The following is a 13047-nucleotide window of genomic DNA, read 5'->3' as shown; positions in this document are numbered from 1 at the left end:
GCGACCAGGTCGGGCTTGACCAGTGGGACGTCGAGAGGCGTCTATACAGCGGGTCAGGCCGCCTGTTCAGTCACGAGGCCGACAACGCCCTCGTACCAGTCGGGGTCTGCCACCGGGGCCGGAAGATCAAGGGTCGGTGCGACTTCGGCCAGGGAGACCACGTCGTAGTTGCGCGTACGGAACCGGTGGTCCATCAGCTCACGGTAGGCGGCACCCGGTAGGTGTGGCCGATGGGCGGCGTAGTTGCAGAGGTCGCGAAGCGTCTCCCTGACTGCCCGGGTGATGATCCGGCCCCGCGCAGGGTCTGCGCGGACCAGATCCATCAGGGCCTGCCACTGGTCGGCGTGCGGTCCTGACGGCGCGGGCCAGCCGACCTCACCAGGGGAGGGGAACTCCTTCCCGACCCACAGCCACGTCAGCAGCTCGTCCCGGAGCTGGTACAGAGCGATGTCTCCAAGGGCATGGCCACGCGCCATCTCCAACCGCAGGGACTCGGCGATGCCGGCCACTACCAGAGCGCGCTCATCCGGCTCTAGATGAGGCATCCGGGGGGACCGGCCGGAGTGCTGGGCGTGCCACGCGACGATTGATTCGGCCCACGGCCAGGCATCGGTGTAAGGGTGCCGCCCGTCATGCGCCGCCGCGTACTGCTGGGCGTGCTCCTGGAGTTGGGTGTCGGGGCCCCACATTGGTGTACCTCTCGCCGCGTCGATGGCAGCAGTCTGCCCGACCGGCGAGGCAGTCATGGCCAGCTCAGCTAAGAATCAGCCGCGAGTACGTCGATCAACCGCCGAAGGGCCAGCACCGCAGCGTCCGCTGCGCCCCCGCCGACGGACTCCCGGGACTCCAGAACCGTCGTTGCCGGATCAAGAACGTCGACCAACCGCCCGGCGCGGACCGCAGGGTGCACCTCGCGCAGTGCGGCACGGATGGACTCCGGGCGCCAGTGCATGTGGGCGAGATCCTCAGCGAGCGTGTGCTCCTCCAAGGTCGGATGCCACACCCCGCCCTCGTACTCCTTTAGGAGTTGGGCAGAATCCCGTACGAGGGCATCAGTCATCGCGATTGTCATACCTCATGAACGACGGCGTAGCACCGCCGTGACGGGAGGCGTAGCGCTTCCCTCGCGGCAGCCCCAGAGTAGGGCCGCCCGCGTCTGTCAGGGATCGGGGTGGAGTCAATTCGCCTGCCTTTGGCCAGCGTGAGTTGAAGGCAGGCGAGAACTCGTTCGAGGTGAATTGCGGCTTGATGCGGCTTGGGGCTCTGAATTCTGGAGGTGCCCCGCCCGGAAATGTCCACCTGCGGCGCAGATTACTGCGGACGCGTGATGTACATCACGGCCAATGTCCACATGTTGGACGGTCCCAAGTCGGGGCGACGCGGCTGCATGACAGTGCCCTTGTCGCTGTTCCTGGGAGTTCGGCGAGTTCAGGCGCTCGTTGGTGCTGCGCCGGGAAGGGCGCCGCTATGGAGGTCTAGGGCAGGGCGGGAGTGAAAGTAGCCATCAAAGTAGCCAGGGAAGGGGCCATCCTGCATGTTTACGCAGGTGATAGCGCTGTTGTGCTTCACCGGCGCGTACTGGTTGACCGGCGAGCCGTCGACCCCGCGCTCGCGGATGCCGTACGCCTTGAGGCCGAGCCCCGGGAAGTCGTCCAGGAGGTGGCCCTTGGACCGCACGCGGGCCCGGATGATCTGCATGTCGTAGTCGGCGGGGAGGGTGATCGCGTACTGCATCGCCTGGAGGGCGGGCATGGCGGCTCCGTACGGGAGGGAGGGGAGGAAGGGGGTGGGGCGGGCTTCGGGGGCTTCTTGTGGCGGTTACGCGCTCGGGTACTCCTGCGCGCCGACCGGCTCCGCCCACTCGATCGTGCTGCCGTCGGCGGCGGCCTCGACGGTCGCCAGGTGCGTCATGAAGGTGTCCGGCGCGGCGCCGTGCCAGTGCCGCTCGCCCGGCGCGATCCACACGGTGTCCCCGGCCCGGATCGGCTCGATGGGCCCGCCCGCGCGCTGCACCAGGCCGGCGCCCTCGGTGACGTACAGGACCTGGCCGTGCGGATGGGTGTGCCAGGCGGTGCGGGCGCCGGGCGCGAAGTGGACGCTGAACATGCGCAGCCGGGAGGGCGCGGGCGGGACGGCGATCTCGTCGAGCCAGACGCTGCCGGTGAAGTGCTCGGCGGGGCCCCGCTGACTGGCCGGGCGCCGTCGGGTGATCTCCATGGGACGTGAACTCCTAGTGGTGGGTGGTGTCGTCCGTATTGGACGTGAGCTGCGCCGAGAGCAGCGACAGCGCGCCGCGCACGGCCGCGTCGAACGGCGCGGCGTCATCGGCCGCCCGCGCCAGGACGTATCCGCCCTGGACGACGGCCGTGACGGTCGCCGCGGTGTCCGCCGGGTCCAATCCGGCGGCCAGTTCGCCGCGCTCCTGCCCCTCGGCGAGGACCTCGGCGATACGGCCCTGGAGCCAGCCGAACATCTCGTCCAGCGGCCGCCGCAGCTCCGGGTCCTGCACCACATCGCGGTCCTGCGTCATCCGGCCGATGGGGCAGCCGCGCAGCACCCGTCGCTCGCGCAGCAGATAGGCCGCGACCCGGTCGTACGCCGTACCGGGCCCCGAAAGGCACTCCTCGGCGGTTTCCCGCATGCCCTCCGCGGTGCGCCGGACCGCCGCCAGGGCGAGGTCGGACTTGCCCGCGAAGTGGTGGTACATGCTGCCCTGGCCGACGCCCGCGCGATCGAGGATCGCCTTGGGGCTGGTGCCGACGTATCCGCGCTCCCACAGGAGCTCCTGGGTGCTGCGGACCAGGCGTTCCCGGGTGCCGGGCCGTGCGTCCTGGTTGCCGGGAGGTCGTTCCTGAGTGCTGCTCATGATCGCACTGTACATACTAGTAGTTACAGAACTCAAGAGCGGGCGCCGAACGGTCCTTGAGCGATCGCCACTCGGTCGCCAATCCGTCACCAATCGGTCGTCAAACGCCCCTCGATCGCCGCTCGATCGGCGACCGGAGCAGCCCCGCGCGCCCCGCCTGCTTCCCCCGTCGTATGCGCGAAGCCGCTGGCCGTACGACGACTCGCGGTGCCCGGCGGACGACCCTCGAAGAAGACAGCTAGAACCCGTCTCGCTGAGGAGCTGAACCTGATGTTCGAACTGGCGAATCCCTGGTCCGGAGGCGGCCCCGGCCCCTGGATCCTCTTGGTCCCGGTCCTGTGGGCGCTGGCCGTCCTCACCGTGGTGACCCTGCTGCGCCGCACCGTGTGGCGGCACGGCGGACCGGGCGGGCGGTTCCGTGGCCCGCAGGCCGCCGGCCGGAGCGACGCGCCCACGCCCGTCGTCGTACTCGGCCGTCGCTTCGCCGCCGGCGAGATCGATGAGGAGGAGTACTGGCGGCGGCTGTCCGTCCTGGAGGAGCACTTCGGCGCCGGGCCCAAGGGGGGCGCGGCTTGACCGTCGTCGGCGCCGCCGTATTCACCGTGCCGGGAGGGTAGTTGGCGGCGATTGCGCCGGCCGCCGTGGCAGTGGCCGGGCCGCGTACGGTGCGCCGGGCCGCGGGGCTGGACGCGCTGCGGGCGATCGCCGCCGTAGCGCCGCCGCTGCGCGGCTCAGCCGACCTTCGTGCCCTCGGCCCGGGGGAGGGGGTCGGCCACCGCGGGGGCGGGCTGCAGCGGATCCGGGTCCAGCGGGATGGGCTCCCAGTGGGAGTGCGTCGCGGCGGGCCTTCGGGGGGCGGCGGCCAGGGCCGGGAGAGTGAACCAGACAACCTTTCCCCGGCCGTCCGTGTCCGGGCGCATCCCCCAGCTCTCGCTGAGCGCCGCGATCAGCGACAGGCCGCGGCCGCAGGTCTCCCAGGAGTCGGCGTCGCGGATCCGCGGCAGCCGCGGATCGCGGTCATGCACCGAGACCGTCAACTGATCGAGCAGTGCGTACAGTTCGACCGTGCACTGTTTGCTCGGACGGGCGTGCCGGTGGACATTCGCGAGCAGTTCGCTCACCCCCAGCGCCGCCGGATCTATCAGGGCGTCCAGATGCCAGTAGCGCAATTGCGCCGAGACGATCCTGCGCACATGTCCGATACGGGCCGGAAGGGCTTGAAGCTCCACCGTGCAGTGTCTGCTGGGCTGCCTGATCACGACCACGACTCCCTGATGAGGTCGGGCGCCCCGGCTTCACGGCAGGGGCGAAGATCGGATCCAGCGATGCCGGCTGCACCACAGCGTCACCGCTGGTGAACCCTCAGTGATACGAGTCCCAGGGTCGGGCAGCCGGCGCGGTCCCGCAACCGCACCCCTCGGTCGTCCCGGCCGTTCAGGTGCGTGGTGGACGCGCCGCCTGCACGGCCTTCAGGAAGCGGTCCGGGGCCCCCAGGGTCAGCGAATAACGGTGGCCGTTCAGCCTGGCGAGCGCCCGGTCCCGCGCCGCGAACAGCGGTTTATGGGCCTGTACGGCTCCCAGCGGGGCGCTGTCGATCTCTCTGCCGTAGCTGGTCAGCAGCGCCAGCCGGCCGTCTCTGATGACGACCTGCCCGGCGCGGGTCAGGGACCGCAGCCATCGCTCGATCCGTACGCCGGTCGCGTTGAATTCCGGCTCCGCCATGGCCACCACCTCCTCGGTGCATCGGGCAGGTGCCCTTCACCGCCCCTTCAGGAAGTTTGCCCGTACGACGCCCCGTACACCAGTGCCCCTGGTCACGGGCGGCCACAACAACCCTCTCCCAGGCTCTCCTTGGGGTCTCTCAAAGTGATGTTTATGCAGGTGAGAAGCGTGCGGCAGGTGGTTATAGTCGGAAGCGGCCCGGCGTTGTGCGCGGGCTCATGAATCCCTGAGGAGTGCGCCGGTGAGTACCGCACCGCAGCCGCAGAGCCGGCCGGACCGCGACACGACGGCCGCGGCCCCGATGGCGACCGTCGATGTCGACCGTACGGATCCGGGCTACCGTGACTGGCTGAAAGAGGCCGTCCGCAAGGTCCAGGCGGATGCCAATCGCACCGCCGACACCCACCTCCTGCGCTTCCCGCTGCCCGAACACTGGGGCATCGACCTCTACCTCAAGGACGAGTCGACGCACCCCACCGGGAGCCTCAAGCACCGCCTGGCCCGCTCGCTGTTCCTCTACGGGCTGTGCAACGGCTGGATCCGCCCCGGCAAGCCCGTCATCGAGTCCTCCAGCGGCTCCACGGCCGTCTCCGAGGCGTACTTCGCCTCGCTGATCGGCGTGCCGTTCATCGCGGTGATGCCGGCCACCACCAGCCGCGAGAAGACCCGGCTGATCGAGTTCCACGGCGGCAGCTGCCATCTGGTGCAGGACCCGCGGACCGTCTACGAGGTCTCGGCCCGGCTCGCCGCCGAGTCCGGCGGCCACTACATGGACCAGTTCACCTACGCCGAACGGGCCACCGACTGGCGCGGCAACAACAACATCGCCGAATCGATTTACCAGCAGCTGCGCCTCGAGCGTTACCCCGAGCCCGCCTGGATCGTCGCCACCGCGGGCACCGGCGGCACCTCCGCCACCATCGCCCGCTACGTCCACTACATGCAGTACGACACCCGCGTCTGCGTCCCCGACCCGGAGAACTCCTGCTTCTTCGACGGCTGGCGCACCGGCGACGCCAAGACCGACTGCGCCACCGCCTCCCGCATCGAGGGCATCGGGCGGCCCCGAATGGAGCCCAGCTTCGTGCCCGGCGCGATCGACCGGATGATGAAGGTCCCGGACGCGGCCAGCGTCGCCGCCGTGCGCGCCCTGGAGACGGCGATCGGACGCAAGGCGGGCGGCTCGACCGGGACCGGACTGTGGAGCTCGCTGAAGATCGTCTCGGAGATGGTCGCGGAAGGCCGTACGGGGTCCGTTGTCACCCTGCTCTGCGACCCCGGCGACCGCTACCTCGACAAGTACTACTCCGACGACTGGCTGGCCGCCCAGGGCCTGGACATCGCGCCGTACGCCCGCACCCTCGAGACCTTCCTCGCCGACGGTTCCTGGACGGGCTGACGGCGGCCTGAGGGTGTACGGGGCCTGTGGGCGAACGGGCTTAGGCGCGACGGCGCGGGCGTCGGCGCCGGGGCCGTCGCCGGGGTCGCTCGGCCGGGCCTGCGCCGTGCGTCGTGACACTTCGGTCACGTCACGCCGTGGCGAGGCGGCCCTCCAGCGCCCGTACGGAGTCCCGGAAGGCGCGCCCCAGCCCGGGCCGGGCCAGCGTCATCATCAGCCGGAACGGCGCCGGGCCGTCGGCCGCGAACGTCCACCGCAACCGGGTCCTGCCGCCGGCCGGCGTCAGCCGCCAGTCCTCCAGCAGGGCCCGCAATCCAGGGGCGTTGGTCGCGTCGACGCGGTAGGCGTAGTGCGCGTCGGGCTCGGCCGCAAGGACCGTCTCGGTGAAACGGGTGCCGCCCGTGAGCCGTACGTCGCGGCCTCTGCCGCCGTCCGTGGACTCCGCCCGCGAAACTCCCGTGAACCAGCACGACCAGCCCGCCACATCGTCCGCCAGCGCGGCATACACCGCCTTCGGCGGCGCGGTGACCTCCGCGGCGAACACCAGCCGCAGTGGAGCGGACTCGACGAAGTCGAGCTCGACGGGGCGGAGTCGGCGCGCCATGGACGAGCACCCCCTACGGGCCGGCGGACGGGCCAGGTTCTCCGGGCCCGGAGCCGCACACCATAGCTGACACCTCATCAGATGTCTGCGCCGGATGGCCGCGTCGGATGACTGCCGCAGGTGTAGGCATGGGGCGGCTGCGTCAGCTGTCCGCGTGGGGCGGCCGCATCGGCCGGCTGCGTCAGATGTCCGTGTCGGGTGACTGCTCGCCCGCCACCAGCAGCTCCGGCGGCAGCTCCGCGAACTCCGCCCGCGCCCCGGCGGACAGTCCGGCATCCGTCACCAGCACATCCACGTCCTCCAGCGACGCGAACGAACTCAGCCCGACCTTGCCCCACTTGGTGTGGTCGGCCACCACCACCACGCGCCGCGCGGACCGCACGAAATGCCGGTTGGTCTCCGCCTCCGCAAGATTCGGCGTGGACAGCCCCGCCTCCACCGATATGCCGTGTACCCCGAGGAAGAGCACATCGAAGTGCAGCGACCGGATCGCGGCGTCCGCGACCGGCCCCACCAAGGTGTCCGACGGCGTGCGCACCCCGCCCGTCAGCACCACCGTCGCTGCCCCCGCGCGCGGCGCCGCCCCGCCGCTCGCCGCCGCCCGCTGGGCGTTGTAGAACACATCCGCCACCCGTACCGAATTCGTCACCACCGTCAGATCCGGCACCTCGAGCAGCTGCTGCGCCAGCGCGAACGCGGTCGTCCCGCCCGCCAGGGCGATCGCGCTGCCCGGCGCCGCCATCTCGGCCGCGGCCTTGGCGATGTCCTCCTTGGCGCTCAGCTCCAGGCCCGACTTCGCCTCGAACCCGGGCTCATGCGCACTCGGCTCACTGACCGGCACCGCGCCGCCGTGCACCTTCTCCACCATGCCCTGCCGGGCCAGCGCGTCCAGATCGCGGCGGACCGTCATGTCCGACACGCTGAGCTTGCGGGTGAGCTCATTGACCCGCACCCCGCCCCGCCGCCTGACCTCATCGAGGATCAGGGCACGCCGCTGCTCCGCGAGGAGATTCTGGTTGTCGCTCACCCCGGCCCGTCCCTTCCGCCCGACCAGCTTCCTCGGGTCTTCTGCGCCTGCTGCCGCCTGCGATCACTGTTCCCTCATCCTCGCATGAGGCACTGACAGCGAGGCCTGGGCGGCGGGGCTGCCTCTGCCGGCGCCACTGTCGTTGCCGTCGGCTCACGGGTGTAATGCCGCGGTCCGGTGCAAACCGACGCAGGCGGGCGTTGATCGCCGCGGGCGGGCGCCCCTCGCTATTGATCCCTCGCATTTCGGTCCGAATCGCCCCGCCAATCGCTCCCCGGCCCCCTCCCGCCCCGCCGTGGCGCCCCGCAAGCGCACCCCGCTCACATTCCCCGTGCCAGGGCAAGGCAGGGCGGGACAGGAAGGCCCGCGTCCCACCCCGCCGCCCCGCGACAAGCCCGCCCACTCCCCGGCCGCGACACTTATCCACAGTCTTCACGTCAATGGATGCGCTTCCGCGGAAAAAAGAGAATCCTGAAGGCACCGCACCACACCGCACGGTGCCGTTCAACAACGGGGGAACATCAGTGGAGACCGCGGACACCACACCGCCCACGCACGCAAATGACAAAAAAACCAATGCAGTTGGACCGAAGGTGGTGGGACCACCATCTCTCTCCGTGCCGACCGTCGAGCCGCAACTCGCCCTGGAGTTACTCGTCCACGGCGTCGGCGGCACGACGCCGGAGGAAATGCTCGGCGACCCGCGCGTCCGGCGCATTACCGGCGACGACACCGCTGCCTGCTACCGCCGCACCGAGGACGCGGACGCCGAGGAGCGCCCCGACGCATATCTCGGCGAGCCGGTCCGCGAGGCGTACTGCTGGTCCAATCTCACCTCGGGCAACAGCGCCCGCGCCCTGTGGCTGATCCTGCTGCCCTTCATGGTGGCCAACCTCGCCCACTGGATGCGCCCCGCCGCGCCGCCGGAGCACCGGGCCCAGCGGATCTACGACCTGCTCGTCCGGATCCTGGCCCTGACCCTGACCGTCCTCCTGGCCGCCGCGGCCTGTGAGGTGGCGCTCGACCTGACCGCCTGGCAGTGCGCCGGCACCTCCGTCTGCGCCGACGGCAAGTCCTGGCTGGGCTTCCTCAGCCCCGCCAACTCCGGCTGGTGGAGCGCCCCCGGCCGCCGTCTCGCGCTCGCCTCGACGGTACCCCTGCTCGTCATCGGCTTCCTGTGGTGGCTCTCGCACCGCACCTGGAGCGCCTACGAATCCGCCTCGCCGCCGCCCCGCGACCCCGGCACCTCCCGCGACACCCCCGCCCACCAGCGCACCGTCCTCAGCCTGCACGGCTTCTGGTACGGCCGCCGGCTCGTCGCCCGGCTGCGCGCCGCGCACGCCACGGCGGGCGTGCTCACCATCGCCGCCGCCCTGCGCATCGCCACCGCGCAGCTCGACCGCAGGGGAGGGGGCGGCACCGCTCTCGCCGTCACCGGGCAGGCGCTGACCGCCCTGGTCGTGCTGCTCGCGGTCGCCACCGTGCTGATCGTCTGGCGCACCGCCCGCAGCGAGGCCGCCCCCGACGACCAGTCCGACCGCCTGGTCGTACGGGCGCTGCCGTACGCCTCCCTCGGCCTCCTGGCGCTCATCGCCGTACATACCGCCTGGTCGCGCCCGGGAGCCCACAGCTCCGGCCCGCTGCCGGGCGCCGCCGCCTTCGGCGCCATCGCGGTCTTCCAGAGCCTGGTGGTCCTCGCGCTGGCGGTGACCGCCTGGCTCCTCCACCGCGCCGCCCGCGACGAGGCCCGCAGCGCCCTCAACGGTATGGGCGGTCCCGCCGTCGCCCTGCTGGCCTGCGCCGTCGGCGGCGTGCTGTCCGGGGGAGTGGCCCAGCGCTTCGCCGACTGGATGGACGGCGACGCCACCCCGGGCCAGGCGCACGCCCCCATCCCCGGCCCGCCGGTCCTGCTGTCCTGGCAAGCCTCCGTCATCCCCGCCCTGCTGGTCGTGGTGGCCGTAGTGGTGGTGCTCGCCGCCATCCGCGTGCTGGTCGTCCGCGGCCAGGTGGCCCACAACGTCCCGGGCCTGTACGACCCCCGGGAGCGCCCCGACGCGCGCCGTACGCAGCGGATCGCGGGGACCATCGCCCGGGCCGGACTGACGGACGCGGCACCCGTCCTGGTGGCGGCCATCGCCGCCGTCACCCTCGTCCTGGGGGCCGGCGCGGTGGCGGGCGCCTGGCTCACCGATCTGGCGCCCGGCCGCGCCACCGAAGGGGCACCGCCCGTCGTCCATGCCGCCGCCCAGACCGCGGAGTCCCTCGGCTCCTGGCTGATGAGCGCGGGCGTCATACTCCTGCTCACCATGGGGCGGCGCGCCTACCGCGACCATTCCGCCCGCCGCACCATCGGCATCCTCTGGGACGTCGGCACGTTCTGGCCCCGCGCCGCCCACCCCTTCGCGCCGCCCTGCTACGCGGAGCGCGCCGTACCCGACCTCACCTGGCGGATGGCCACCTGGACCGAGCGGTTCGACGGCCGCCTGGTCATCTCCGGGCACTCCCAGGGCAGCGTGCTGGCCGCGGCCGCCGTCTGGCAGCTGGACCTGGTGACCCGCAGCCGCGTCGCCCTGCTGACGTACGGGAGCCCCCTGGAGCGGCTCTACGGGCGCTGGTTCCCGGCCTACTTCGGACCGGCCGTCCTAGCGGGCCTGCACCGCGAGATGGACGACTGGCGCAACCTGTGGCGCTTCACCGACCCCATCGGCGGCCCGATCCGCCTCACCACCGAGGACGGCGGCAAGGTCGACCAGGGACCGCTGCGCGACCCGCTCGCCTTCGGCCGCACCCTGCAAAATCCGCTGCCCGCCCAGATCCTGGGCCATGGCGACTATCAGGCCGACCCGGTCTTCGGCACCGTACGCAGCGAGCTGATCGCCCGGCTCGGCCCGGGAGTACCGCTCCAGCGGCCGCAGTCCCTCAGGGCAGCTCCGGCAGATCCTCCGCATAGAGCAGGGTGAGATCATCGGTACTCGGGTCGGCCAGCTGCGCGACCCGGCCCGCGTGCCGCTCCACCATCGACTCGAAGGTCTGCCGGGCGGTCCGGCCGTTGCCGAACGCCGGACCCTTGGGCAGCGCGGTGAAGTACTTCAGCAGCGCCTCGCCGGCCCCGTCGGCGAGGTGGTACTCATGCTCCTCGCCCTGCTGCTCGACGATCCGCAGCAGTTCCTCCGGCGCGTAGTCGCCGAAGGTGATGGTGCGTGAGAAACGGGACGCGACACCGGGGTTGACCGCCAGGAAGCGCCGCATCTCGGCGGTGTAGCCCGCCACGATCACGACCACCGCGTCCCGGTGGTCCTCCATCAGCTTCACCAGGGTGTCGATGGCCTCCTTGCCGAAGTCCCGCCCGGAGTCCTCGGGGGAGAGGGCGTAGGCCTCGTCGATGAACAGCACCCCGCCGCGCGCCCGGTCGAACGCCTCCTGGGTGCGAATGGCGGTGGAGCCGATGTGCTCGCCCACCAGGTCCACCCGCGAGACCTCGATCAGATGCCCGCGCTCCAACACCCCCAGGGAGTGCAGGATTTCGCCGTAGAGCCGGGCCACGGTCGTCTTGCCGGTGCCGGGGGAGCCGGTGAAGACCAGGTGGCGGCGCACGGATGCGGCCTTGAGTCCCGCCTCCTGGCGGCGGCGGCCCACCTCGATCATGTTGATCAGGCTGCGCACCTCGCGCTTGACGCTGTCCAGCCCCACGAGCGTGTCCAGTTCGCCCAGCACCTCGTCGGAGGGGCGGCTGACGACGGCCGGCTCGGCGACGGGCGATGCGGTCTGCGCAGGGGCGGCGGCGGGGGCGGCGGGCACATTGCCCAGCAGCCCGGCGGTCTGCGTCGCCTGCTGCATGCCGGGCGTCGTCACCGCCCCGGCGCCCGGCGCCTGCGCGGCCCGGCTCTCGTCGCTGCTGCAGTCCTCGACCGTCGGGCCGCCGCCGCTGCCGCCCCCCTGCGCATCGGCGAATTCGTAGCCGCCACGCGCGCACCGCTCCGTACGGCACCGCGTCAGCGTCGTACGGCAGCCGTCGATCACATGGAAGCCGAACCCCGAACTCCCCGTCACCCGGCAGCCGTTGAAGGTGCCGCGGCCCTCGGCCGAGACATAGAACCCGGCCTCGGCGGGCGAGCTGACCGTGCAGCCCTCGATGGTGGGGTCCGCGCCCTTGGTGACGATCACGCCGGTCTGCGCGCCGTCGATGGTGCAGTTGGCGAGCGTGCCGCCGCTGCCGTGATCGCGGAACCAGGCGCCGGTCGCCGCCTCCCGGATCCGGCAGTCGTCCAGCTGGACGGTCGCCCCGTCGCTCACCGAGACGGCGGTGTTGCGCACCTGGGAGATATCGCTGTCGACGACGTCGGCACGGGAGCCCCGGTCCAGTACGAAGAGGGCGTCCGGGACGTCGTGCACACGCGTCGAGTCCAGGACCGCGGTGGCGCCGTCGCTGACCCACACCGCCGGGTAGTCGCCCGTACTGTCGTGGATCTCGCACTGGTTGGCGTCCACCCGCGTACCCGGGTCCCATACGGACAGCCCGTTACGGCCGAAGTGCCGGACCGTGCTGCGGGTCAGCGTCAGCACCGAACGCGACCGCAGGTCGATGGCGTTCTCCGGGATGTCGTGGATATCGCAGTCGGCGAGTGTGAGGACCGCATCGGTGTCCAGCGTGACGCCGTCGGCGGAGGTCCGGTGCACCGTGCAGTCGGTCAGATGGCCGGTGGCCCGCGCGGCCACCTGGATGCCGGCGCCCTTGATCTCGTACAGCTCGCAGCCGACCGCCTCGACGGCGCTGCCCTCGCCGTTCACGGCCAGCCCGGCGCCGGAGGCGTGGTGGATCCGGCAGTTCTCCAGCCGCGGATGGCCCCCGCCGCGCACCGCGACACCGGCCTGCCCGGCGGCCATCACCTCGCACTCCTCGAAGACCCCGCCGCCGCCGTCCAGGACGCTGATGCCCACGCCGCCGGCGTTGTCGACCGTGCACCGGCGGACCGTCGGGCGGGCGCTGCCGCGCACCTCGATACCGGCCGCGGAACGCGTGACCACCCGCAGACCGGACAGCTCCGGGGCGCCGTCCTCCACCAGAAGCGCGGGGGAGGCGGAATCGGTCGCCTCCAGATGCAGATCGTGGACGGTGGCCGACGCACGTATGGTCAGCGCCACGCCGTCGGACGGGGCGATCCGCACCGAACCGCGGGCACCGTCCGGTCCCCGCAGCGTCACCGCGCGCGCCAGCACCAGATTCTCCCGGTACGTACCGGCCGGGACGGTGAGCACATCACCGTCCCCGGCAGCCTCCAGGGCGGCGGCGAGCGTGCTGTACTCCCCTGTACGGCGCCGCCAACGCGACGTTCCGGAGTGCGTCACCTGGACCGAGCCCTGTGCCATGGCGCTGTCGTGCCCCCACTTCGTACGGCTGTTGTCGGCAAGGCGGACTCCGTCCGCGGATG

12 protein-coding genes and 1 pseudogene are annotated in these 13047 nt (G+C 71.7%); 3 read left to right on the top strand and 10 right to left on the bottom strand.

The features are described from left to right. Positions 1–53: 53 nt before the first annotated feature. The 5 genes and pseudogenes from ACIRPT_RS20940 to ACIRPT_RS20920 all read right to left on the bottom strand — a co-directional run bounded on the left by ACIRPT_RS20940 (position 54) and on the right by ACIRPT_RS20920 (position 2866). The gene (locus ACIRPT_RS20940) at positions 54–689 is read right to left on the bottom strand and encodes a hypothetical protein (protein ID WP_403829045.1); all 636 of its coding nucleotides are present in this window, start codon (positions 687–689) and stop codon (positions 54–56) included. 68 nt (positions 690–757) lie between these two features. Beyond that, positions 758–1060: a hypothetical protein gene (locus tag ACIRPT_RS20935; RefSeq protein ID WP_403829042.1), complete on the bottom strand. Its 303-nt coding sequence runs from the start codon at positions 1058–1060 to the stop codon at positions 758–760. Between the two features lie 505 nt (positions 1061–1565). After that, a pseudogene (locus ACIRPT_RS20930) lies at positions 1566–1752 on the bottom strand (DUF4865 family protein); the annotation flags it as partial. A 66-nt stretch (positions 1753–1818) separates the two neighbouring features. Next, entirely contained in the window at positions 1819–2217 is a 399-nt protein-coding gene (locus tag ACIRPT_RS20925; RefSeq protein WP_403829040.1) for a cupin domain-containing protein, read from the bottom strand. A gap of 13 nt (positions 2218–2230) precedes the next feature. Beyond that, positions 2231–2866 (bottom strand): TetR/AcrR family transcriptional regulator, encoded by a 636-nt coding sequence (locus ACIRPT_RS20920; RefSeq protein WP_403829037.1) that lies wholly within the window; start codon positions 2864–2866, stop codon positions 2231–2233. Between the two features lie 270 nt (positions 2867–3136). On the opposite strand from ACIRPT_RS20920, the gene ACIRPT_RS20915 reads away from it, so the two are divergent. Continuing rightward, entirely contained in the window at positions 3137–3442 is a 306-nt protein-coding gene (locus ACIRPT_RS20915) for an SHOCT domain-containing protein (RefSeq protein ID WP_403508258.1), read from the top strand. 155 nt (positions 3443–3597) lie between these two features. Here ACIRPT_RS20915 and ACIRPT_RS20910 read toward each other — a convergent pair whose 3' ends face one another. Together ACIRPT_RS20910 and ACIRPT_RS20905 are read right to left on the bottom strand one after the other, a co-directional pair. Then, positions 3598–4125 (bottom strand): ATP-binding protein, encoded by a 528-nt coding sequence (locus tag ACIRPT_RS20910; protein WP_403829034.1) that lies wholly within the window; start codon positions 4123–4125, stop codon positions 3598–3600. A gap of 175 nt (positions 4126–4300) precedes the next feature. Next, positions 4301–4588, bottom strand: a complete 288-nt coding sequence (locus tag ACIRPT_RS20905) for a hypothetical protein (protein WP_403508254.1) — start codon at positions 4586–4588, stop codon at positions 4301–4303. 301 nt (positions 4589–4889) lie between these two features. Between ACIRPT_RS20905 and ACIRPT_RS20900 the strand changes: the two genes are divergently transcribed. Further along, positions 4890–5987 (top strand): PLP-dependent cysteine synthase family protein, encoded by a 1098-nt coding sequence (locus ACIRPT_RS20900; protein ID WP_403829424.1) that lies wholly within the window; start codon positions 4890–4892, stop codon positions 5985–5987. 130 nt (positions 5988–6117) lie between these two features. On the opposite strand, the gene ACIRPT_RS20895 is transcribed toward ACIRPT_RS20900, so the two are convergent. Both ACIRPT_RS20895 and ACIRPT_RS20890 read right to left on the bottom strand, forming a co-directional pair. Then, positions 6118–6591 (bottom strand): SRPBCC family protein, encoded by a 474-nt coding sequence (locus tag ACIRPT_RS20895; RefSeq protein ID WP_403829031.1) that lies wholly within the window; start codon positions 6589–6591, stop codon positions 6118–6120. A 181-nt stretch (positions 6592–6772) separates the two neighbouring features. Continuing rightward, on the bottom strand, positions 6773–7618 hold the full coding sequence (locus tag ACIRPT_RS20890) for a DeoR/GlpR family DNA-binding transcription regulator (RefSeq protein WP_403829028.1): 846 nt from the start codon (positions 7616–7618) through the stop codon (positions 6773–6775). A gap of 440 nt (positions 7619–8058) precedes the next feature. Here ACIRPT_RS20890 and ACIRPT_RS20885 point away from each other — a divergent pair, with 440 nt between their 5' ends. After that, complete coding sequence (locus ACIRPT_RS20885) at positions 8059–10578, top strand: hypothetical protein (RefSeq protein WP_403829025.1); 2520 nt, start codon at positions 8059–8061, stop codon at positions 10576–10578. Here ACIRPT_RS20885 and ACIRPT_RS20880 read toward each other — a convergent pair. Beyond that, complete coding sequence (locus ACIRPT_RS20880; RefSeq protein ID WP_403829422.1) at positions 10538–12985, bottom strand: right-handed parallel beta-helix repeat-containing protein; 2448 nt, start codon at positions 12983–12985, stop codon at positions 10538–10540. The two genes, ACIRPT_RS20885 and ACIRPT_RS20880, sit on opposite strands and share 41 nt — an antisense overlap. Between the last annotated feature and the right edge of the window lie 62 nt (positions 12986–13047).

Source organism: Streptomyces sp. NPDC101227 (genome assembly GCF_044767545.1).
Classification (GTDB): Bacteria; Actinomycetota; Actinomycetes; order Streptomycetales; family Streptomycetaceae; genus Streptomyces.
The sequence above is the reverse complement of the archived record's forward strand: the minus strand, read 5'-3'. Positions and strand labels throughout refer to the sequence as shown.

Bases quoted from the DNA above. Each gene is read 5' to 3' on its own strand.
- ACIRPT_RS20905 (WP_403508254.1), bottom strand. From the start codon at position 4,588: ATGGCGGAGCCGGAATTCAACGCGACCGGCGTACGGATCGAGCGATGG.
- ACIRPT_RS20915 (WP_403508258.1), top strand. From the start codon at position 3,137: ATGTTCGAACTGGCGAATCCCTGGTCCGGAGGCGGCCCCGGCCCCTGG.
- ACIRPT_RS20895 (WP_403829031.1), bottom strand. From the start codon at position 6,591: ATGGCGCGCCGACTCCGCCCCGTCGAGCTCGACTTCGTCGAGTCCGCT.
- ACIRPT_RS20920 (WP_403829037.1), bottom strand. From the start codon at position 2,866: ATGAGCAGCACTCAGGAACGACCTCCCGGCAACCAGGACGCACGGCCC.
- ACIRPT_RS20900 (WP_403829424.1), top strand. From the start codon at position 4,890: ATGGCGACCGTCGATGTCGACCGTACGGATCCGGGCTACCGTGACTGG.
- ACIRPT_RS20925 (WP_403829040.1), bottom strand. From the start codon at position 2,217: ATGGAGATCACCCGACGGCGCCCGGCCAGTCAGCGGGGCCCCGCCGAG.
- ACIRPT_RS20935 (WP_403829042.1), bottom strand. From the start codon at position 1,060: ATGACTGATGCCCTCGTACGGGATTCTGCCCAACTCCTAAAGGAGTAC.
- ACIRPT_RS20885 (WP_403829025.1), top strand. From the start codon at position 8,059: ATGGATGCGCTTCCGCGGAAAAAAGAGAATCCTGAAGGCACCGCACCA.
- ACIRPT_RS20940 (WP_403829045.1), bottom strand. From the start codon at position 689: ATGTGGGGCCCCGACACCCAACTCCAGGAGCACGCCCAGCAGTACGCG.
- ACIRPT_RS20880 (WP_403829422.1), bottom strand. From the start codon at position 12,985: ATGGCACAGGGCTCGGTCCAGGTGACGCACTCCGGAACGTCGCGTTGG.